Origin of the sequence: Aequoribacter fuscus (assembly GCF_009910365.1) — a bacterium.
In the GTDB taxonomy this organism is placed as follows: Bacteria; Pseudomonadota; Gammaproteobacteria; order Pseudomonadales; family Halieaceae; genus Aequoribacter; species Aequoribacter fuscus.
On record NZ_CP036423.1, the window covers coordinates 1,375,942 to 1,395,491 of the forward strand.

Here is a 19,550-nt window from a genome sequence, read left to right on the forward strand (position 1 = left end):
ACAGTGAATTTACCCAACAGTCTCACCTTGCTTCGGGTGCTTATGATCCCCGTGATGGTGCTGATTTTCTTCTCAGACATCTCGGGGCGTTACCTGATCGCCGCGGCAATATTTGGTGCGGCGGCAATCACCGATTGGTTGGATGGTTATCTTGCGAGACGACTTGGGCAGGGTACCTCCTTTGGTGCATTCTTGGACCCAGTTGCCGATAAGCTGATGGTGTCGGTGGCTATTATTATTTTGATTCACGAGTTGCAGTCTGTGCCTTTTACCATTGCAGGATGCGTGATTATTGCTCGCGAGATCGTGGTGTCGGCTTTGCGTGAATGGATGGCCGAAATTGGCGAGCGCACCTCGGTTCGGGTGTCTTGGTTAGGCAAAGTGAAAACCACGGTTCAGATGATCTCAATCACGGTTTTGCTCGCCATAGACCCGATGGCAGGGGGCTCTTGGATGCTGTTAATCCTGCTGGGTTACGCCTTGTTTATGGTGGCCGCAGTACTGACGGTGTGGTCAATGCTGCTGTATTTGCTGGCGGCGCGCAAAGCAGTACAAAATAGCGAATCCGCTTGACACCGAGGCCCAAGGCCCTACAATGCGCACCTCGGATTGAAACTCAATCCTTTTACTGTTTGGACTTGGTCATCACCAACCAAACTCCCAAGCAGTAAAGTGTTTTAAGCGTGCTTAAAACGTCGCGTAGCGGGAATAGCTCAGTTGGTAGAGCGCAACCTTGCCAAGGTTGAGGTCGCCGGTTCGAACCCGGTTTCCCGCTCCAAAATGGCTCGGTGGCAGAGTGGTGATGCAGCGGATTGCAAATCCGTCAACGCCGGTTCGATTCCGACCCGAGCCTCCATTTTCTTTAATAAAGCCTTTCTCAGAGCGATTGAGTTCATTTTATCGGGACTTAGACCGCTCTTTGCGCGGCGGATATGTCGCTTAATAAGACGTGTACGGATATACACTGCAGACATTAAAGGAAATTACTTTTATAAAGTTTGAATTAAGGTAAAGTAATTAAACATTACTCGCACCGCTCGTGGTGAGGACGTGCATATGATTCAAACACAATGGCCGCTGCGCTGGGACTTGTTGTCTCGCTATCGGTTGATCGAGATTATTGCCTATTGGGAAGGGCGCTTAACCACCAAGCATTTGATTGATGCCTTTGGGATAGGCCGCCAGCAGGCCTCGAAAGATATTAACACCTACCTAAAAACCATTGCTCCAGGTAACTTGGTATACGACAAATACATCAAGGGCTATCGACCCAGCCAGGCCTTTATCCCAAAACTGACCAAGGGACAAACCGAAGAGTATCTGCAGTTGGTTGCTGCTAAGCAGTCGCTCAACGATACGTTTACCGATTTACACCTTGGACTGCAGCACGCCGAGGCTTTGCGTGTGCCTCTGCGCAACACGCGCCCAGATATTATCCGCGCCTTGATCACCGCCATGCGCGAGCAGCAGCGTCTGGAAGTCGACTATGTGTCGATTGTGTCACCCAATCGCGATGGTCGAATCATTGTGCCGCACAGTATTGTGAATACGGGGTTACGCTGGCATGTGCGCGCTTGGTGCGAGAAAAACCAAGATTATCGTGATTTTGTGTTGAGCCGATTCCGTGGAGAGGCCAGTTTACTTGGACCGAGCGAACATGGTTTGGACGGTGATTCGGCTTGGAATACCCACATTGAAATACACGTTACGGCTGATCAGCGGTTAAGCCCAGCGCAGCGCGATGTGGTGGTTCGTGACTACGGCATGCTCAATGGGCGCTTAACGGTTCAGTCGCGAGCGGCGCTTGCCTATTACGTGCTTCAGCAATTAAATATCGACCCCAACTCGATTCATGCTAAACCTGAGGCACAGCAAATTGTGGTGCAGAACTTGTCTGAGCTCGAGCCTTATTTGTTCCATTGATCTTTTGAACTTTGGTACTTGGGGCCGCCCTTAGTTGCGAATTAGCGATTCACCAGCGCCAATGTGTGCGCTACCTGTCAATAAGCACTATCATAGCGCCCTCGGCTTGGCTGTCTTTAATCGTCCTCAACTCGTCCCAACAAGGAACCACCCTCGTGTCCGACAATCTCGTATTTTTGCCCCTGGGTGGTACCGGCGAGATTGGCATGAACCTGAACTTATATGGCTACAAGGGGCGCTGGTTGATGGTCGATTGTGGCATTACGTTCGAGCAACAACACAATAGTTTACGGCCATCGATTCAAATGGCTGATCCACAGTTTATCGTCAGCCGCAATCAGCTGTTAGATGGCCTGATCATAACTCACGCGCATGAGGACCACATTGGTGCCGTGCCTTACCTCTGGGCGCAGTTGCGGTGCCCCATTTACACAACGCCCTTTACTGCGACCGTGCTTCGCCGCAAGTTTGCTTCGCTCGACAAACCACTGCCAAACGAGCTAATCGAAGTCCCGCCAGATCATATTGGGCGCATAGGGGAGTTTGATGTGCGGTGGCTGCAGCTGACGCACTCCACGCCAGAAACGTGCGCCTTACATATTCAAGCGGGTAGCTACAGCGTGTTGCATACCGCCGATTGGAAATCGGATGCGCGACCTGTCGTGGGCACCGCATGGGCGCCCAATAGCTGGCAGGCTTTGGCGCGTCAGGCGGTAGACGCGGTCGTGTGTGATTCGACCAACGCGACAAAACCCGGGCGCTCTGCTACTGAAGGTGAGGTTGCCGAGGGTTTATTGCGCGTCATTTCGCCCTTAAACGGTAAGGTCGTTGTGGCCTGCTTTGCCAGCAATATTGCGCGCATGCAGTCGGTGTTGCAGTTAGCTCACGCGACGGGTCGTCGCGTAGGGCTGCTGGGTCGATCACTTGAAAACATGTACCGCAATGCGCTGGCGAACAGTTTGCTGCAGCCCGATTTTCGGCCCATTGACCCGAGGCATTTAGAATATTTACCTGCCCATGAAATTCTGGCCCTAGCGACGGGAAGCCAGGGGGAGGTGGGCGCGGCTTTGCATAAGTTAGGGACTGACATTCATCGACATCTGTCGGTCGGCGAGGGCGATACGGTTGTTTTTAGTGCCAAGACGATACCCGGGAATGAGGAGGCGGTGGCGCGCTCAATCGCCTTATTGCGTGGGCGCGGGGTAACCGTGATACATGCCGATGAAAGCGAACTGCTGCTGCATGCGTCGGGCCACCCGTGTGCTGATGATCTGAGCGATCTGTACCGTGTTCTGCGACCGAAGCTCGCCGTCCCCGTGCATGGAGAACCTGAGCATATGCAGGCCAATGCTCGTATCGCTCGCGCTGCGGGCGTTCAGCAAGCGCTAAAGGGGCAAAACGGCGACTTGTTCTACCTCGCGCCTATCCCTGGGGTGCGCAAACGCTGGGCGCATACGGGGCGTTTAGAATGGTTAGAGCGCGAGGAAAAACTCGTATCTGTTGTTCAGCAACTGGTGTGAATGAGATGGTTATAAAAATCTGACGTCGAAATTGCTGGTCATGCAAATTTCACCTATCTAATTAGTGTCGCGTGGCAGGTAAGTAAGTAGTGGCCGGATTAGATAAAAAGGCCCATGGTGGTCAGGCGCTTTGTTCATCCCGCATAATAACGCAAACACAAGATGCAAGTACTGACTGCTAGAATGATCAAATAAATGATACGAGGTCTTCATGAACGACATTCGCTGCCCCAACTGTGGCACTGCTTTTAAAATTGATGAGACCGGCTATGCCGATATTCTTAAGCAAATCCGTGACCACGAATTCGACGAGCAAATTACCAAACGCCTGGAACTGGCCGAGCGGGAAAAGCGCGACGCCTTAGAGCTTGCGAAAACCCAAGCGCAAAGTCAGCTACAGGCCGCCGCCGCAGAAAAAGACGCGCTTATTCAGGAGCTTAAAGCCCAGGCGCAGGCGGCGGAAGTGGCCAAACAACTGGCGCTAAAAGAGGCGCTAGGCGCTGTCGAGCAGGAACGCGATGCACTGAAGAACCAGTTGGTCAACGCCCAGCGTGACCGCGACGCCGCCGAGAAACTGGCCGAAGTCCAGCGTGCCAAAGAGCTACAAGACGCCAATCGCCAAAAAGAAGAAGAAATTCAGGCTCTAAAAGCCCAGTTACAGGCCAAGCAAGTCGAGCAGCAACTGGCGGTGACGCAGGCTGTTAACCTAATCGAGAAAGAGCGCGACCAGCTCAACAGTCAGCTGTCGCAGGCGCAAATGGAGAAAGAAATTTCGCAAAACGCGCTCAAAGAAAAGTACGAGCAGCAGATTAAAGACCGCGACGACGCTATCGAGCGCCTCAAAGATATGAAAGCCCGGCTAAGCACCAAAATGCTGGGCGAGACTTTAGAGCAACACTGCGAGGTGGCCTTTAACCAGCTGCGCGCTACCGCTTTCCCCAGAGCTTACTTCGAGAAAGACAACGACGCGCGCACCGGCAGCAAAGGCGATTTTATTTTTAAAGACTTTGACGAGCAGGGCACCGAGATTGTGTCGATTATGTTCGAAATGAAAAACGAGGCCGATACGACCGCGACCAAAAAGCGCAATGAAGACTTTTTAAAAGAGCTGGACAAAGACCGTAACGAGAAAGGCTGCGAATACGCGGTGCTGGTCAGCCTGCTAGAGTCTGACAGTGACCTATACAATACCGGCATTGTGGACATGGGCTACCGCTACCCCAAAATGTACGTTGTGCGTCCGCAGTTTTTCATCTCGATGATTACCTTGTTACGAAACGCCGCCACCAATGCGCTAAAGTACAAGCAGGAGCTGGCACTGATTCGCGAACAAAACATCGATATCACCAACTTTGAAAGCGATTTAGAGAAGTTCAAAGACGCGTTTAGCAAAAACTACGAGACCGCCTCGCGCAAATTCCAAACCGCGATTGATGAGATCGATAAGTCCATTAGTCACCTGCAAAAAACCAAGGATGCGCTCATTAGCAGCGATCGTCAGCTACGCCTTGCCAATGACAAGGCACAGGACGTCACCATTAAGAAGCTGACGCGTAATAACGAGACCATGACGCAGAAGTTTAAGGAGTTGGGGGAGGGCTAGCCTTAAGCCTACGGCCAGGTACTACAAGCCCATGCTGTCGGATGTAACTCCTGTCGGAGTGAGGATGGCATTATCGTTCGTTATCACACTCGATCACAGGATTTATCGATAATTGGTAACGCCGCACTTCAAATCGGTGTCTTAGTGTTCAATGTTTTGCAAGGGCTTTATGGTTCTTGCTAAGTAAGCCTAGTGATAGTGGGGCACACAATTGACGCTTGGTGATGATTAATGGTTCTAGATGATGGCCTAATCCTAGACATTGCAAATTAAGCTACCTGTTCACTATGTACACAAGGATCTTGACGTGGCAGCTGTCAACTTTGATACTTTGAAATACGTCCAACAACTCACCGACGCTGGTGTAGCGAGGTCAGTAGCGGAAATCCACGCTATGACGATGGAGCAGGCCATGGGTTTTTACGTTAACAATTTGGTTACCAAAGACTATTTGGATGCGCGTTTTGACGTATCTGACGCAAAGGTTGAAAGGCGTCTGTCAGAACAAGACACGAAATTTGAGAAGCGTTTCGCAGAGCAAGACGCGAAATTCGAACAACGCTTCAATAAAGCCGAGAGCGATATGCGGGTGCTAAAGTGGGGGCAAGCCCTTGTTGTCGCTGCAGTGCTATTGCCTCAACTAGCAAAACTAGTCGTTTAATCTTGCCTTCAGTTCCTAGTGTTGTTTGGGCGTTTATGATTGCCAATGACCGAATCAGATGACCCATATACTACCTTAACGCTCTAAGCTAGTTCCTGTCTTAACCAACAAGGAACTTGACGTGGCAGCACTCAACTTTGATACTCTGGAGTACGTTAAACAGCTTACCGATGCTGGTGTAGAGCGGCAGGTGGCAGAGATACACGCAATTACTATGGGGCGCGCCATGGGCATGTACGTCGATAATTTGGTGACCAAAGGGTACCTCGATGCAACCCTTGATGCGCGCTTTGCGGAGCAAGACCTGAGAATTGAGAAACGGTTTGCAGAGCAGGATGCGAAATTCGAGAAGCGGTTCGCTGAGCAGGACGCGAAATTGGAGAAACGGTTCGCAGAGCAGGATGCAAAATTCGAAAAACGGTTCGCTGAACAAGACGCGAAGTTTGAGAAGCGTTTCAATGCGCTTGAGGATCGCATAGCGCCTCTTGAGTTGGCGATTCAATCTATTCAGGCCACACTGCGGTTCCAAAGCGGTCTTTTGTTGATTCTGGTCGCGGGTTTACTCGTGCCGCCGGTGCTTAATCTCATAAACAGCATAAATTAGCGTAAACGTAGGCGCCTGTGGCGCCCATCCAGAACACTAGCGCGAAACTTGACTTTGCCTGCTGATAAGACGGCTAGACGTTTGCTCAGAGCCGCGATCGCGCTGGCTCCTCATGAATGAGTGTTGTCGCTATCACCTAAAGCTCGGTCGAAGATACAGTAGCCGTTCCAGTGGGAGTCGAGCCTTTCTCACACACCATCTAACTGAAAAACATCCTCAACCTTGACACCAAAGTGCGCAGCCATTTTTAAGGCCACCTCGAGCGACGGTTTGTAGGTGCCTTTTTCGATGGCGATAATGGTCTGGCGCGACACGCCAATGGCCTCGGCTAGGTAGGCCTGAGTGATGTCACCGCACATTACTCGATGCAACTTTACTTTGTTTGTAATCGCCATTAGCTACCCCGAATATAGGCGATGGCTTGAGCACCGTGTTTGATCGCATCAATCAGTAAATAGCCCATGGCGGCTAGAATGGCGATATTGTAGTGTGTTGCCAGTTCGGTAAAGTAAAAGTCTGCGGGTACTCGGTCGTGGCCCAATGCCGCAAGGAATATGATGGCCAGCAAGCCGCCGTGCGCGTAGTTGCTGTTTACGATCGCTTTTTGTTCGATGTCGTGGTCACGCTCATCTTCCCCCGCATTTACTTGCTTCCAAAACGCAATGGCCAAGCTTGCATGAAAAACGATCTCAGCTATTAGGAGTGCAATGGCAGCTTGCCAAAAGAGTGTCTTAAGTGATGCAGCGTTCAGAGCACCGGCGGCGCTAAGCTGTGCCAGATTAATGAGTGTGTAAGCCATAAATGCCAATGAGATAAGTGCTTGCCCCAGTGGGCGAATTTGAAAAAAGTACATTGTCTTCTCCTTACAATATGTAATGCATACTTTACATATTGTAAGGTTTTAGGGCAAGTGGGTTGGCGAGTCTTACAAAACTCTAAGAATTGTATTTTGTGTGATACGTTGTTCTGATGCCTCTGAGTAGAGGCGCTCGAGATTAAATGGTTCAAGCTACGATGTTGCGATCCAGTTCACAAATACCACCAAACCCGCAACGATCACCACAAAGTAAATGAACGCGGCAATGACAATGTGTAAACCATTGGCGCGTCTAAAATCTTCCTCGCGTTGCGCACGGGTGCGCACACCCAAATGGCCCGATAAAATAATGACAAAGACATGCCAAAACCCCAGGGGCTTTTCGTGTGGGGCAGGGCGGCCCAACCAATGCGATTTTTCTGGCTGTGCGGTGTCGGCTTTGGGCTGTTTGCTATTGGCCGATTCATCTTGGACGGGTATCTCTGACAAACGCGTCGCTTCTTAACACTGTATTGGTTGCCAAGCATACCAAACGCTAGGCGCTCAAACCTTAAGAGACTCTCTGGTCACAATAATTGTTCATGGGTGCATGGGCTCTATCTGCTCAACTGAGGTACACTGCGTCTTTCTGTTAGTAGACCTCTGGCATGACACACACTTCCGCAGTCAATGAGTTGCCACACGCGCACGGTGCCCCTTTATTTCACGCGCAAATTAGAACCCAACCCGAAGATTTTCAGGTCACCGAAGCCTTAGGTTGGGAACCCAGCGGCGACGGCGAACACGATTTTTTATGGATCCAAAAGATCGGCGCTAACACCGAGTGGGTAGCGCAGCGCCTGGCTGAGTTCGCCAATGTACCCTTAAGCGATGTGGGTTTCTCGGGTATGAAAGATCGTCACGCGGTTACCCAGCAATGGTTTAGTGTGCCGCGTTGGCACAAGCCCAATTGGGCTGAGTTTGTTGCCGAGGGCGTCCAAGTGCTTCGCGTTGAGCGCCACCTGCGCAAACTACGCCGAGGTGCCCACGACGCCAACCATTTTCGTATTGTGCTGAGGTTTAGCGAGCCAATTGATACCAATGCCGTCACGCAGCGCTTAAACGCCATCGATACGTTAGGCGTGCCCAACTACTACGGCGAGCAGCGCTTTGGCCGCGAGGGCGGTAACTTAGGTCTTGCCGAGGCCTGGGCCAGAGGTAAACGGTTATCACGCAACAAGCGTAGCCTGGCAATATCGAGTATGCGCTCGCATCTGTTTAATCAAGCGCTGGGCGAACGTGTGGAGGCGGGTACTTGGAATCAATTGATCGAAGGTGATAAGGCCAACTTGCAGGGTTCTAAAAGCGTGTTCGAGATCTCAGAAATTGATGCTGAGCTCATTGATCGCTGTGCTCATATGGACATACATCCTGCGTTGCCCCTAGCCGGTGAAGGCTCGGGTATCGAGCCCGCGCATTGGCAAAAAGCGCTCGATAAGGCGCGTGTGGCGCCCGACTCCAGAAGCCTGCGGCTTAAAGTGACCGACCTAGAGTCGAGTTTTGCCGAGGGCACGCTAACACTGAGTTTCAGTTTAGGCACCGGCGCGTTTGCCACCTCGGTCTTGCGCGAACTGTGTGCTTGGTCTCAACCTAGCGTTTAGTTGCCTTTAAATTGCGGTTTGCGCTTGCTCAAAAACGCATCGATGGCCTCGCCAAAATCTTCGCTTTGCGTGGTTAACAGCCACTGGTCTGAGTCCATGTGCATAATGGCATCCCCCAGTGGGTTCGAGTAACGATTAATGCTGCGCTTGATCATTTGCACGGCAACAGGGGGCAGGGCAGCATACTCTTCTGCCCAAGTCTGAGCGGTGCTGTCGAGGTCCTCGGGTGCGCATACCTCATCTAAGAAGCCCCAAGCCAACAGCTGCTCGGCCAAGAACAGGTTGCCTGACATAATCATGCGTTTGGCTCGAGCAGGCCCAATTAATTCAACCGCATACGGAATGGCTTGCCACATGAGGTTCATACCCAACTTGACTTCGCCATAGCCAATGCGGGCGCTGCTGGTAGCAATTCGAAAATCGCAGGCAGCAGCAATACAGGCGCCTCCACCCGTGGCTATCCCTTGGATAGCGCAGATAGTGGGTTGGCGAATGTCGGCGATGGCTTTAATGAGTTCGCCGCCCAATTCCGCGGTCTGACGTTGTTCGAGTAAAGATTGAGGTACATCGCCAACGTTCAGTTGCGATAAGTCAGCACCCACCGAAAAATGGTCACCGCCCCCCTGAATAACAACCGCATAAATCTCAGTATCTCGACTGATTGTGCGCGCCGCGTCGGCAAGGTCGGACATCATGTCTAGGGTTAGGGCATTTCGGGCCTCTGTGCGATCAAGCGTCAGGGTCGCAATACGTTTCTCGACGCCATATCGGATGTTAGCTGCGTTCATTTTTGCCAGACTCGTTGACGATTCAGTGTTACCTCAGTGTACCGTTACCCGCGCCATTTAAGAACCATCTCAAACGTCCAGAGCGGGCAGCTAAGAAGCAATCAAGACAATCCAAGAGACATGTCTTCGTCTAAAAGGCTTATTCGCTTTATGCTCAGTTTATTCATATCCGACATCTGCTAGTTTACGATTACCGCATAATAAGCAAGGAGTCTGGCTATGTTTGGGACGCGTAAGCCCCTAATTCAGAACGCGATATGGGGTATGGGACTCGTTTTGGCGCAGGCCGTCGGTGCGAGCAATGATTATCCAAGCCAAGTCTACTGGGGCGATACCCACTTGCATTCTTCGTTCTCGGCCGATGCCAACATCATCGGCAATACCGATTTGCCGCCGTCAAAAGCGTATGCTTTCGCGAAAGGGCAAGTCGTTGAGGTCAGTCCGGGCGTCAGTGCACAGCTTGACCGTCCGCTCGACTTTTTGGTGGTGTCCGACCACTCCGCGTACTTAGGCGCGCTTAAAGTCAATCGCGAGCGCGATATGATGAAGGTCGTCGGCCAGCTCGCCCAAGATTTTTTTACCGCCATTATGAATATGGCAAATCTAACCGAAGACGCGAAAGACGATACCGCCCTGATTCGGGAGGACACGTGGCAGCAAAGCATTCAAATGGCCGAGCAAGCCAATGCCCCCGGCACGTTCAGCGCCATTGCTGGGTTTGAGTGGACGTCAATGCCCGGTGGCGACAACTTGCACCGCGTCGTGATGTTTCGCGATGGCAAAGCGCGCACAAGCCAAGTTAAGCCCTATTCGATTTTAGAAAGTCACGACCCCCGCGATTTGTGGCAGTACATGGACAGCTACGAACAAACGACGGGCGGCAAAGCTTTGGCCATTCCGCACAACGGCAATGTCAGTAATGGCCGTATGTTTGCGCTAACGCAGTACGATGGCAGCGCCATGACCAAAGATTACGCCAATGCTCGTGCGCGCTGGGAACCGGTTGTGGAAGTAACCCAAATTAAAGGCGACAGCGAGACACATCCGTGGCTGTCACCCGACGACGAGTTCGCCGATTACGGCACCTGGGATAAGGGTAACCTGGGCGGCAACAAGCAAAAAAGCAACAACATGCTGCAATACGAATACGCGCGTTCGGCCTTAAAGCTGGGTTTGCAAATCGACGAACAGGTCGGCGCTAACCCTTATCAGTTCGGCATGATTGGCTCGACCGACGCGCACACGAGTTTGGCAACGGCCGACGACAATAATTTCTGGGGTAAGGCGGCTAATTATCACCCGGGTTCACCCAAGCGCAACGCCGGCCCCTTTATGATTATTCGAGCCCAGGGCTCCATTGCCGATCATCAAGACTGGAACGACCAAACGGTTGGCCCCAACGACTTGGTGATTCAAGCTTGGGAGCAAGTCGCCTCGGGCTACGCGGCTGTGTGGGCTACAGAAAACACCCGCGAGGCTATATTCGATGCTATGCAGCGCAAAGAGGTCTATGCCACCACGGGCCCCAGAATAAGCGTGCGCTTTTTTGGCGGTTGGGACTTAGACTCCGATACAGTGGCTCAAGCAAACGGTATTGCCTATTTGTACGAGCAGGGCGTACCCATGGGCGGCGAGTTACAAGCCAAAGGTGATCAGCGTCCCATGTTTTATGTGGCGGTACAAAAAGACCCCGCAGGCGCCAATCTTGACCGTGTTCAGATCGTTAAAGGCTGGTTAGACGCGAACGGGCAATTGCACGAAAAGGTGTTTGATGTGGTTTGGGGTGGCGATCGACAGATCGTAAACGGTCGTCTGGAGCCTGTGCAAAGCACAGTAAACCTTCAATCCGGTTCGTATGCCAATACGGTGGGTGCTGAGTATTTAAGCACCCTGTGGTCAGATCCTGAGTATCAGGCCAGCGAGCGCGCGTTTTACTACGTGCGGGTCCTCGAGATTCCCACTCCTCGCTGGACGGCTTATGATGAGGCTACGCTGGGTGTTGATCATCCAGTAGAGGCTCAGCGAGTGCATCAAGAGCGTGCGTATACCTCGCCGATTTGGGTGAATCCGTAGGTTTAAAGCAGGCGTTGATCGATCTGAGCCTGGGTACTTGCATACTCACGTATCTGGGATAGTAAACTAGACCTATGTCAAAGCAATCAACCGCAACAGTGTACACAGCAAAGCAAGCCAACATGGCTCTGATTCTGCTGTTACTTGCGTATGTCCTAAGCTTCATCGACCGCAACGTCATGGCGGTGCTGATCGGCCCCATTCGGCAAGATTTCGATATCAGCGACTTTCAGTATAGCTTGCTGCACGGCTTTGCGTTTTCTATGTTTTATATTGCTTTGGGGCTGCCGATCGCACGCTTAGTAGACCGATATCCGAGGCTCAATATCATATCTATCGGCATCGTGGTGTGGTCGGCTATGACGGTTGCCTGTGGCTTAGTCAAAAATTTTGGAACGCTATTTGTAGCGCGCATGGGGGTTGGGGTAGGCGAGGCCGCCTTGTCTCCCGCCGCATTCTCGATCTTCTCAGATGTTTACTCGCCCGAAAAGTTGCCCAAAGCAACCGCAGTCTACAGTCTGGGTATTACGTTGGGAGGCGGTTTAGCCTACATACTCGGTGGTGCAATTTACGAATACTTTGTGGCCTTTGAGCCCATTCAGGCTGGCTTTTTGGGTGAAATCAAGGCGTGGCAGCTCACTTTCATTGCCGTTGGCTTGCCGGGGTTTGTGGTCGCCTTAGCGCTTAAACTATTGCCAGAGCCTCCGCGTCAACAGAGCGAGTTAACGCCTGCGAGTACGGGACTTCCGTTGAGTGAGGTCTGGGCGTTTTTTAAATCTAATGCGCGGCTTTATGTAGGCATTATTGGATCGATGTCGCTGATGTCGGTGGTCGGCTATGGCGTTATGGCCTGGTACCCCGAAATGCTCATACGTATTTACGATGTTGATCGAAGCGTGGCAGGCACCCAGTTTGGAACGGTCTTTATTATTGCGGGAAGTATTGGCACCTTGGCTGGAGGCTGGGTGTGCTCGTGGTTAATGCAACAAGGTGTCATCGACGCGCCGTTACGAATTATCGTGTTCGTCTGCGTCTTGTGGGGTATCCCGGTGGCTTACGGGCCGCTTTCGGGTCATGCGGATATCGCAATCGCGACCTCGTGGGCGATAGTCTTATTTCTGAACGCCTATTTCGGGGTAGGGGTCACTGCAGTAGCACTGGTCACGCCCAATGCTATGCGCGCGCAGGCCTCAGCGGTGCTGCTGTTCTTCACCAATCTGTTTGGCTTGGCCTTTGGTCCCAGTGCGGTCGCTATGCTCACAGATTTCGTGTTTGCCGATGACGCGGCGCTCAATGCATCCTTGGCCTTGTTGCCCGCCTTGGTGTTCCCGCCCGCACTTGCACTGGCACTGCTGGCGCGTAAGCCATACGTGCGCGCTGTGCAGGCTCGGAGCCAATAATTCGTTGGCTAGGGGGCTGAGTCAGCCTCTGTATGCGCACTTAGCTAAATAAAATCCCATTTAATTTACTTTCGTTGCAACGTTTTGCGGTGCACGCAGGTATTAGTTATTGAGTACCACAAAGTCGCGTTGCGACCGAGGCGATTATGCGCTGCAGTATTGATGTATTGGGTCCTATTCTGGCCATTGTATGTGTTGTAGGTGTCCCTATGGCGCTGGTTTGGATGGGCTTGTTGCGGGCGGCACTATTAAGCACGGGTCACACGCTATAAAACCTAAATTTATCCAAGTAAGGACATGTTATGACAAATTTTTTTGAAGGTATTATCCCCATTTTTGCGATCGTTTTCGTGTTTGGCATGCCGGTGATGATTGTTTGGATTGCGCTGAACTTCAGCAATAAAAAGCGTGAGCAGTTTCATCAGTCGCTGCAAAAAGTGATCGATAGTGGGCAAAACCTCACACCTGAGTTATTGCAAAGCATTCCAGGGTATGTCGAAGAGCCTAAGCCCATGAACGATATCAAGATCGGCGCTATATTGACGGGAATCGGCCTTGGTATCGCGTTGATTGGCAAAGTGGGCCTGAATGCAAACGTGGTGATGAGTGCTGGCCTGTTGGTTGCGTTGTTAGGCCTCGCCTTTTTGGCCTACGGCATTTACGATAAAAAGTAAAACAACGACGCAGAGTAAGCATGGACTCGGATATCGACTTGATAAACAAGACCCTAAGCGGTGGTAGTCATCACTATGGGGTCTTGATACAGCGATACGCCGATTATTTGTTTGGCTTGGGTATGCGATTAACCACAGGTAATCGCAGCCTGGCAGAAGATATCTCCCAACAAACGTTCCTAAAGTCTTACACGTATTTAGCGAGTTTCGATACCCGTAAAAGCTATAAGCACTGGTTAACCGGTATTGCAGTCAACTGTTTCAAAGACGCGCTTAAGCAGCAACCGTCACACATTGATATCGATACCGTCAGTGAGCCCTCGCACGAGCCGGAGCTCGGCGAGGACTCTGAGTTTTTCCGGTTAATACGGCCGTTAGAGCCAGAAGATCGTGCGCTGTTCACTTTGCGATACGTGTACGACCATACGGTGGACGAAATAGCGCAGCTCACGAGTTTAAAAGCTGGAACGGTTAAATCTAAACTGAGTCGAGCGATGGAGGTATTGCGACAATGCCATGCGTAAATTTACTCAGCCACGGTGTGGCTGTCAGCGGAGGTGATTACCATGCGATCTATTGAAGACATCATCGCCCAAGAAAAAGACGTGCAGTACCAGCAGCGCAACAAAGAGCTGTTCAGTTACTACACGTTAACGCTTATTGCTCAAGATCAGGCTGCGAAACGACTTCGGCAGCGACTGAAGTGGGCACTTTGGTTTTTGTTGCCCGCACTCGTCGGTTTATTGATGAGTCCCGCTACCGGTTGGATCATGACGTGGGTCGGCACGTTCTCGGGCGTGAACGTGGTGCGGGTGATATTGATGGCCGCGGCGAGTTATACCGTAGCGGGTTTGTGTGTGTTTGGTTTGAAGAGAGCGCGCCTGTTTTCTTAATGTTGAAGATGGTCCTTATTGTAGAGTTGGGTAATCTTCGCGCAACTGCTGCAAAAGAGAACTGGCCATCATGTATCCAACCGCTAAGAGTGGCAGCGATACGATGATCGTAGCCGATAAAATCACCTTCAATGAGCCTTCCACGAACATCAATGAAATTGGAATAATGCCCAAAGCGACGGCCCAGAATACCCGCAAGTAGCGGGCCGGGTGGTGACCCACCGTTAGGTGTTTGGTCGAGACCGAGGCCAAGGTGTACGACGCAGAGTCGTAGGTCGTTGCCAAGAAGATGACTGCAACGATCAAAAAGACACACAGAGCCAGAGTACCCATCGGTAAGGATAAGAATACCTCTGTAATCGCGCGCGCTTCTTGCCCTGCGGCGATCAGTTCTGACAGGGGAACAAGATTTGAAAGCTCTAAGTGCAGTGCATAGTTACCAAAAATAATAAAAAATAACCAAGCACCCAAGCTACCAAAGCATAACATGCCAAATACCACTTGTTTTATGGTTCTGCCGTGGCTGATTCGCGTGACAAAAATGCCGACGAAGGGGCCATAAGCTACCCACCAAGCCCAATAAAAAATGGTCCAGTTCTCGACAAATCCAGTGTTTTCGATCGGGTCTGTCCAAGTTAGCATGTGTAAAAAGTTTTGTAGAACCAAACCAATGCTGTTGGTACCTACTTTTAGAATGAATAAACTCGGACCAACAGCAAGTACAAAAAACAACAGCGTGAATGCCAGCCAGGTATTTAGGTCTGCTAGTCGTTTAAAGCCTTTGTCCAACCCAAGCCACGCGCTGGTGCCGAATATGGCGATACAAAATACCACACAGAATACTTCTAGCCAGAAGGTGTGAGATAGCCCGCTTAGCTCTGCAAAACTCGCTGCCATCATGGGCGTGCTTAAACCTAGAGAAGTGCCAGAGCCACCAATTAAATTAAGCATATACAAAAAATCGATGAATCGGCCGCGCTTACTCTCGACGCCACGAGGTAAGTACTTTAAACACGCGGTGCTTAAGCGCAAATAGGGTACGTTGCGACGATAGTAGGGGTAGGCGATGGCGATGGCAGGTAAGCAATAAAACGCCCAAGCACTAATGCCCCAGTGGAATAGGCCATATGTTGCGGCCCATTCTGTGGCTTCGGTGGAACGCGGTGTCATACCAAAGGGCGGTGCGTCTAAATAGTAACCCCACTCTATGACTGCCCAATACAACATGCCAGCGCCGACACCGCTGCAAAAAATCATGGCCACCCAGCTTAGCGTACCGTATTCGGGGCGGGAGTCGGGCGCACCCAAACGCACCGAACCAAACCTGCCCAAGCCTAGATACAACAGAAAAATAAGGGCTGCAATGCCATACCACAAGTACAGCAGGCCAAGATTCGTGGTCAGGTAATCGTAAATTTGCTCGACAATTCTAGCAGAAGCCTGAGGGGCCAATAATAAAGGTGCTGCAACGCCTAAAATGCACAGAATAGTTGCAGTAAAAGTCCATTTATCAACCGACTGTGGAGGGGTATCTGTGCTCATGGATGTTCCTTATTATTGTTCGCTTAACAGAGCACACAATCTTGCTTCGGGGTGCACACCTGCTCGATAGGGTAGGTTCAGTATTGCCGTGCTATGGTTCATATCAAACGCCGGCCAATCTGGCAGTCCTGGGCTGTTGGGGTTCCCTGTGCGAATAAAATTGGCCCAATAGGACATCATCTGCTCGCTCAGTTCAAGATCTACCTGTGATGTTGGTAGCCACTCGTCATGTGTTCCGAAAACGTAGGGCAGCTCGGCGCCATGGTAGGCGCCCATTTTATTCGCTAATTCGCCGTCGCGAACGCGGGTAAAATAATACATCCAAGCCCTCGCCCCCGTGTGTCTGACATAGCGTGCGATGTTGAACGAGGGGCACACATAGTTGTGTGCGGTAATTAAGCTGTCCAAGGCATCCTGTTCGGTTTTCTTTGCGAGTAGGCTTGCAACCGCATCGCGATTTTGTTTTGGAACCAATTCGGCGATGGTAGCACTTAAGGTCTGGTCGTCAGACAAATACATTAACCACTCATCAGCGTTCGAGCCAATCAGTAAATCGACCTTGTTAAAGGTACCTGCCTCAAAAACGTCAAGCGCCGGCGTTGGCAAACTCGGTGTGCCGGGGATCGGGTCAAAGTAGTGATCTTGGTAAATGGGGGACGCGGCCTGCAATAAATCAGAGACTGGGTGTGCTCGAAGAGACTGCAGATCGTCGGCCCTACCCGTGACAGCTTCGGTCAGTTTGGATGCTAGCGTTTTAGACGCTGCTAGTTCGACTCTGCCATTAATGGCCCAGCCCGCGCTTTGGTGTATCGCCTTGGCAAATAAACCACGTGCCGAAGGTGAAGTAATCAAAAAATTAATGTTATTCGCACCCGCGGATTCGCCCATAATGGTGACATTGTTGGTGTCGGCGCCAATCTGACCGAGGTATTTGTGAACCCACTGTAGCGCCGTAATTTGATCCAGAAGCGCAAAGTTCGGGTCTGGAATGTGTGGATGCGCAAAGAAGCCTAAAACCCCAAGGCGATAGTTGATGCTGACGACAATGATCCCTTTTTTGGCTAAGGTATGCCCTACATAGTTTGGCTCATAAGACCAGCCGCCTTTGTTGCTGCCCCCATGTATGTAGACCACAACTGGGGCTTTGGTTTTCGGGTTCGCTGGGGCCCAAATATTTAAGCTCAGGCAATCTTCTGAAAAAGCAGGGGCAGGGAAGGAATCTGGATTGCCGCCAAAATCGTTGATCACACCACGATACCAATTGATGATGTGTGGAGTTTGACTGCAGGCCGGACCATACTGTGTGGCTGAAGCGCTCTGTTCAGCAACTGATTTTGGGATTAATGACGGCGATTGCCAACGGCCGGCTCGTGCATAGGGTAGGCCTAGAAACGTGGCGATGCCATCGCGCTCAAACCCCTGATAGGTCTTATCTGCGATTAATGTCGTTGCCTGTGCCTGTGCCTGTGCCTGTGCCTGTGTTGCGGCTGCGGTGCTAATGCCGACAATTAAAAGGATGCGGGCGTGTGCCCGCAAAATGGACCACAATCTTCTAGTAAGGTGTTTAAATTGGCTACTGATCGCCATTGCTTTCGTCGATTTTGATAACAACGCAGCCGCCAAAGCCACCTTGTTCGATTAACTCATGGGCGAGCGCTGGCTGGTTCATGGGGACACGGTGTGCTATCCGGTGCCGCATCCAGCCTTTATCTAAGGCATTAAACGTGTCGGCGACCGCCTGAGTTTTTGCAGTCTCGGGCATAGCGTATACGATGACCATACGAACTGTTAAGTCCATGAACATCATGTCTCGGAAGGGCAGCTGAGGAGCCGCAACTTGAGTGGACGAATAAGTGGCAATGGTGCCACCAATGCGTATGCATTTAAGCACTTCCGAGAGGTTGGCGCCAAACTCGACATCCACCACACGGTCGACCTTTTGGCCATAGGTTTGCTCTAGTACTTGGGTGCCCCAGTCTGTATCGCGATGATTCACAACTGCGTCAGCTCCAAGTGTCAGGCACAGGTCTCTGTCGGTGTCATTACTGGCGGTCGCAATTACCTTTGCGCCAGCGTTCTTGGCCCATTGAATAGCGTAGTAGCCCACGCGACCCGCGCCCCCGGTAATCAAAAGGGTGAGATCCTTAACGTCGCCATCAGCAAACACACAGCGATGCGCTGTCATAATCGGGATACCTATGCACGCTCCAATGGCTGGGTCGATGTGATCCGGTAATTTGGGGGCTCGCATAGAGTTTATTGCGATATATTCGGCGGTGGTGCCAAGTTGGCGCCCGTACTGACCTTGGTAGACGAACACCGTTTCACCCACGCGAGATTCCGCGACACCTTCACCCGCGGCAACGATCTTGCCCGCGCCATCGCTATTCGGTATCACCAAACCCGCGTCTAGCAGGTTTGGAAAGGCGCCAGCACGTTTTTTGACGTCCGAGGGGTTTACGCCTGCGTAAGCAAGTTTCACTAAAACCTCACCTGGTGCTGGTGTTGGGGTGGGTTGGTCGCCGTAAATCAGTACATCATTAGCGTTGCCAAATGTTTCAAACCAAACCGCTTTCATACGTTAATGTCCTTTTGTAATCGGTAAGAGAGGATGCGAGTCACTAGGGCTCTAACCAGTTCGATAAACCCTCTGTATGACCATCCACTGCAAGTGCTTGTCCCGAGATGTATCTAGCGCCCTCTGAACACAAAAACAAAACCGTATTGGCAATGTCCTCGGCATCCACGAATATGCGCATTGACGATTGGCGCTGGTAGACTTCGCGGATTGCCTGGGGTGTCATGCCTCGTTCTTGCGCGTCTCGTTCAATAACCCCATCAATTCTGGGTCCGCTAACACTGCCTGGGCAGATTGCATTAACGCGCACTCCCATGGGGCCCATTTCCATCGCCCACGTTTTTGTAAGGCCGATTAACGCCCATTTGGCCGCGGTATAAGCGCTGCGCATAGGAAAGCCAAATAATGCCGCGTTTGAGGCCATGTTTATTATGCAGCCCTTGTTCTGCTGTATTTGTGGGCTGCACAGGCGGGTCATGTAAAAGCAGCTACTCAGGCTGACAGCGATAGTCGTATCCCAGTTATCTGGGTCGGCGTCTTCGACGCGCGCGGTATTGCCGGCTATCCCGACATTATTGACTAATACGTCGATACGGCCGTGTGATGTTATGCAGTCTGTGAAAACGCGCTCCGCATCGCTGGACTTTCCTAGGTCCGCGACGGTGCCCGAAAGCGTTGGGTATTCGGTCTGCAGTTGCGTTAGCGCAGAGACATTGATGTCGGCAACATGCACGCGATAGTTGTTTTCAAGAAGTTTTTCGACAATGGCTTTGCCGATACCCGAAGCACCTGCTGTGACCAAAGCTACGAGAGAGTCACTCAAAGTAGTACCAC

21 protein-coding genes and 2 tRNA genes are annotated in these 19,550 nt (G+C 51.5%); 15 read left to right on the forward strand and 8 right to left on the reverse strand.

Annotation, left to right across the window (positions count from 1 at the left end; translation table 11 throughout):
* The first annotated feature begins 3 nt into the window (after window positions 1–3).
* From pgsA to EYZ66_RS06205, 8 genes are all read left to right on the forward strand, one after another.
* A complete protein-coding gene (gene pgsA / locus EYZ66_RS06170) occupies window positions 4–573 on the forward strand; it encodes a CDP-diacylglycerol--glycerol-3-phosphate 3-phosphatidyltransferase (RefSeq protein ID WP_009575546.1) in 570 nt (189 codons plus the stop codon).
* A 129-nt stretch (window positions 574–702) separates the two neighbouring features.
* Window positions 703–778, forward strand: a tRNA-Gly gene (locus tag EYZ66_RS06175).
* Window positions 779–782: 4 nt separating this feature from the next.
* Window positions 783–856, forward strand: a tRNA-Cys gene (locus EYZ66_RS06180).
* 200 nt (window positions 857–1,056) lie between these two features.
* Window positions 1,057–1,923: a BrxR family helix-turn-helix transcriptional regulator gene (locus EYZ66_RS06185; protein ID WP_009576415.1), complete on the forward strand. Its 867-nt coding sequence runs from the start codon at window positions 1,057–1,059 to the stop codon at window positions 1,921–1,923.
* Between the two features lie 155 nt (window positions 1,924–2,078).
* On the forward strand, window positions 2,079–3,443 hold the full coding sequence (locus EYZ66_RS06190; RefSeq protein ID WP_009576414.1) for a ribonuclease J: 1,365 nt from the start codon (window positions 2,079–2,081) through the stop codon (window positions 3,441–3,443).
* Window positions 3,444–3,654: 211 nt separating this feature from the next.
* Window positions 3,655–5,046: a DUF2130 domain-containing protein gene (locus EYZ66_RS06195; RefSeq protein ID WP_009576413.1), complete on the forward strand. Its 1,392-nt coding sequence runs from the start codon at window positions 3,655–3,657 to the stop codon at window positions 5,044–5,046.
* 307 nt (window positions 5,047–5,353) lie between these two features.
* Window positions 5,354–5,707: a hypothetical protein gene (locus EYZ66_RS06200; protein WP_040816885.1), complete on the forward strand. Its 354-nt coding sequence runs from the start codon at window positions 5,354–5,356 to the stop codon at window positions 5,705–5,707.
* 121 nt (window positions 5,708–5,828) lie between these two features.
* On the forward strand, window positions 5,829–6,311 hold the full coding sequence (locus EYZ66_RS06205; RefSeq protein WP_009576411.1) for a hypothetical protein: 483 nt from the start codon (window positions 5,829–5,831) through the stop codon (window positions 6,309–6,311).
* Between the two features lie 188 nt (window positions 6,312–6,499).
* Here EYZ66_RS06205 and EYZ66_RS06210 read toward each other — a convergent pair whose 3' ends face one another.
* The 3 genes from EYZ66_RS06210 to EYZ66_RS06220 form a co-directional block, all read right to left on the reverse strand.
* On the reverse strand, window positions 6,500–6,706 hold the full coding sequence (locus EYZ66_RS06210; RefSeq protein WP_009576410.1) for a helix-turn-helix transcriptional regulator: 207 nt from the start codon (window positions 6,704–6,706) through the stop codon (window positions 6,500–6,502).
* The gene (locus tag EYZ66_RS06215) at window positions 6,706–7,164 is read right to left on the reverse strand and encodes a hypothetical protein (RefSeq protein WP_009576409.1); all 459 of its coding nucleotides are present in this window, start codon (window positions 7,162–7,164) and stop codon (window positions 6,706–6,708) included. Before EYZ66_RS06215 ends, EYZ66_RS06210 begins: the two co-directional genes overlap by 1 nt.
* A 156-nt stretch (window positions 7,165–7,320) precedes the next feature.
* Complete coding sequence (locus EYZ66_RS06220; RefSeq protein ID WP_009576408.1) at window positions 7,321–7,617, reverse strand: DUF2970 domain-containing protein; 297 nt, start codon at window positions 7,615–7,617, stop codon at window positions 7,321–7,323.
* A 158-nt stretch (window positions 7,618–7,775) separates the two neighbouring features.
* On the opposite strand from EYZ66_RS06220, the gene truD reads away from it, so the two are divergent.
* Window positions 7,776–8,768, forward strand: coding sequence for a tRNA pseudouridine(13) synthase TruD (gene truD / locus EYZ66_RS06225; protein WP_009576407.1), 993 nt, complete (start codon window positions 7,776–7,778; stop codon window positions 8,766–8,768).
* Here the strand turns inward: truD and EYZ66_RS06230 are convergent.
* Window positions 8,765–9,556, reverse strand: a complete 792-nt coding sequence (locus EYZ66_RS06230; RefSeq protein WP_009576406.1) for an enoyl-CoA hydratase/isomerase family protein — start codon at window positions 9,554–9,556, stop codon at window positions 8,765–8,767. The two genes, truD and EYZ66_RS06230, sit on opposite strands and share 4 nt — an antisense overlap.
* 219 nt (window positions 9,557–9,775) lie before the next feature.
* Here EYZ66_RS06230 and EYZ66_RS06235 point away from each other — a divergent pair, with 219 nt between their 5' ends.
* From EYZ66_RS06235 to EYZ66_RS06255, 6 genes are all read left to right on the forward strand, one after another.
* A complete protein-coding gene (locus tag EYZ66_RS06235; RefSeq protein ID WP_009576405.1) occupies window positions 9,776–11,629 on the forward strand; it encodes a DUF3604 domain-containing protein in 1,854 nt (617 codons plus the stop codon).
* 74 nt (window positions 11,630–11,703) lie between these two features.
* The gene (locus EYZ66_RS06240; protein ID WP_009576404.1) at window positions 11,704–13,029 is read left to right on the forward strand and encodes an MFS transporter; all 1,326 of its coding nucleotides are present in this window, start codon (window positions 11,704–11,706) and stop codon (window positions 13,027–13,029) included.
* A 146-nt stretch (window positions 13,030–13,175) separates the two neighbouring features.
* Window positions 13,176–13,301: a hypothetical protein gene (locus EYZ66_RS14355; RefSeq protein WP_009576403.1), complete on the forward strand. Its 126-nt coding sequence runs from the start codon at window positions 13,176–13,178 to the stop codon at window positions 13,299–13,301.
* Between the two features lie 30 nt (window positions 13,302–13,331).
* Entirely contained in the window at window positions 13,332–13,703 is a 372-nt protein-coding gene (locus EYZ66_RS06245; RefSeq protein WP_009576402.1) for a DUF6249 domain-containing protein, read from the forward strand.
* Between the two features lie 20 nt (window positions 13,704–13,723).
* Window positions 13,724–14,227, forward strand: coding sequence for an RNA polymerase sigma factor (locus EYZ66_RS06250; protein ID WP_160195624.1), 504 nt, complete (start codon window positions 13,724–13,726; stop codon window positions 14,225–14,227).
* 42 nt (window positions 14,228–14,269) lie between these two features.
* A complete protein-coding gene (locus tag EYZ66_RS06255; protein ID WP_009576400.1) occupies window positions 14,270–14,596 on the forward strand; it encodes a hypothetical protein in 327 nt (108 codons plus the stop codon).
* Window positions 14,597–14,611: 15 nt separating this feature from the next.
* Here the strand turns inward: EYZ66_RS06255 and EYZ66_RS06260 are convergent, their stop codons facing one another.
* The 4 genes from EYZ66_RS06260 to EYZ66_RS06275 are packed head-to-tail and all read right to left on the reverse strand — an operon-like array spanning window position 14,612 to window position 19,539.
* Window positions 14,612–16,138 (reverse strand): BCCT family transporter, encoded by a 1,527-nt coding sequence (locus EYZ66_RS06260; RefSeq protein ID WP_009576399.1) that lies wholly within the window; start codon window positions 16,136–16,138, stop codon window positions 14,612–14,614.
* Between the two features lie 12 nt (window positions 16,139–16,150).
* Window positions 16,151–17,725, reverse strand: a complete 1,575-nt coding sequence (locus EYZ66_RS06265) for a carboxylesterase/lipase family protein (RefSeq protein ID WP_050793434.1) — start codon at window positions 17,723–17,725, stop codon at window positions 16,151–16,153.
* Complete coding sequence (locus tag EYZ66_RS06270) at window positions 17,712–18,716, reverse strand: NADPH:quinone reductase (protein ID WP_009576397.1); 1,005 nt, start codon at window positions 18,714–18,716, stop codon at window positions 17,712–17,714. Before EYZ66_RS06270 ends, EYZ66_RS06265 begins: the two co-directional genes overlap by 14 nt.
* A gap of 43 nt (window positions 18,717–18,759) precedes the next feature.
* Window positions 18,760–19,539, reverse strand: a complete 780-nt coding sequence (locus EYZ66_RS06275) for an SDR family oxidoreductase (protein WP_139042597.1) — start codon at window positions 19,537–19,539, stop codon at window positions 18,760–18,762.
* Between the last annotated feature and the right edge of the window lie 11 nt (window positions 19,540–19,550).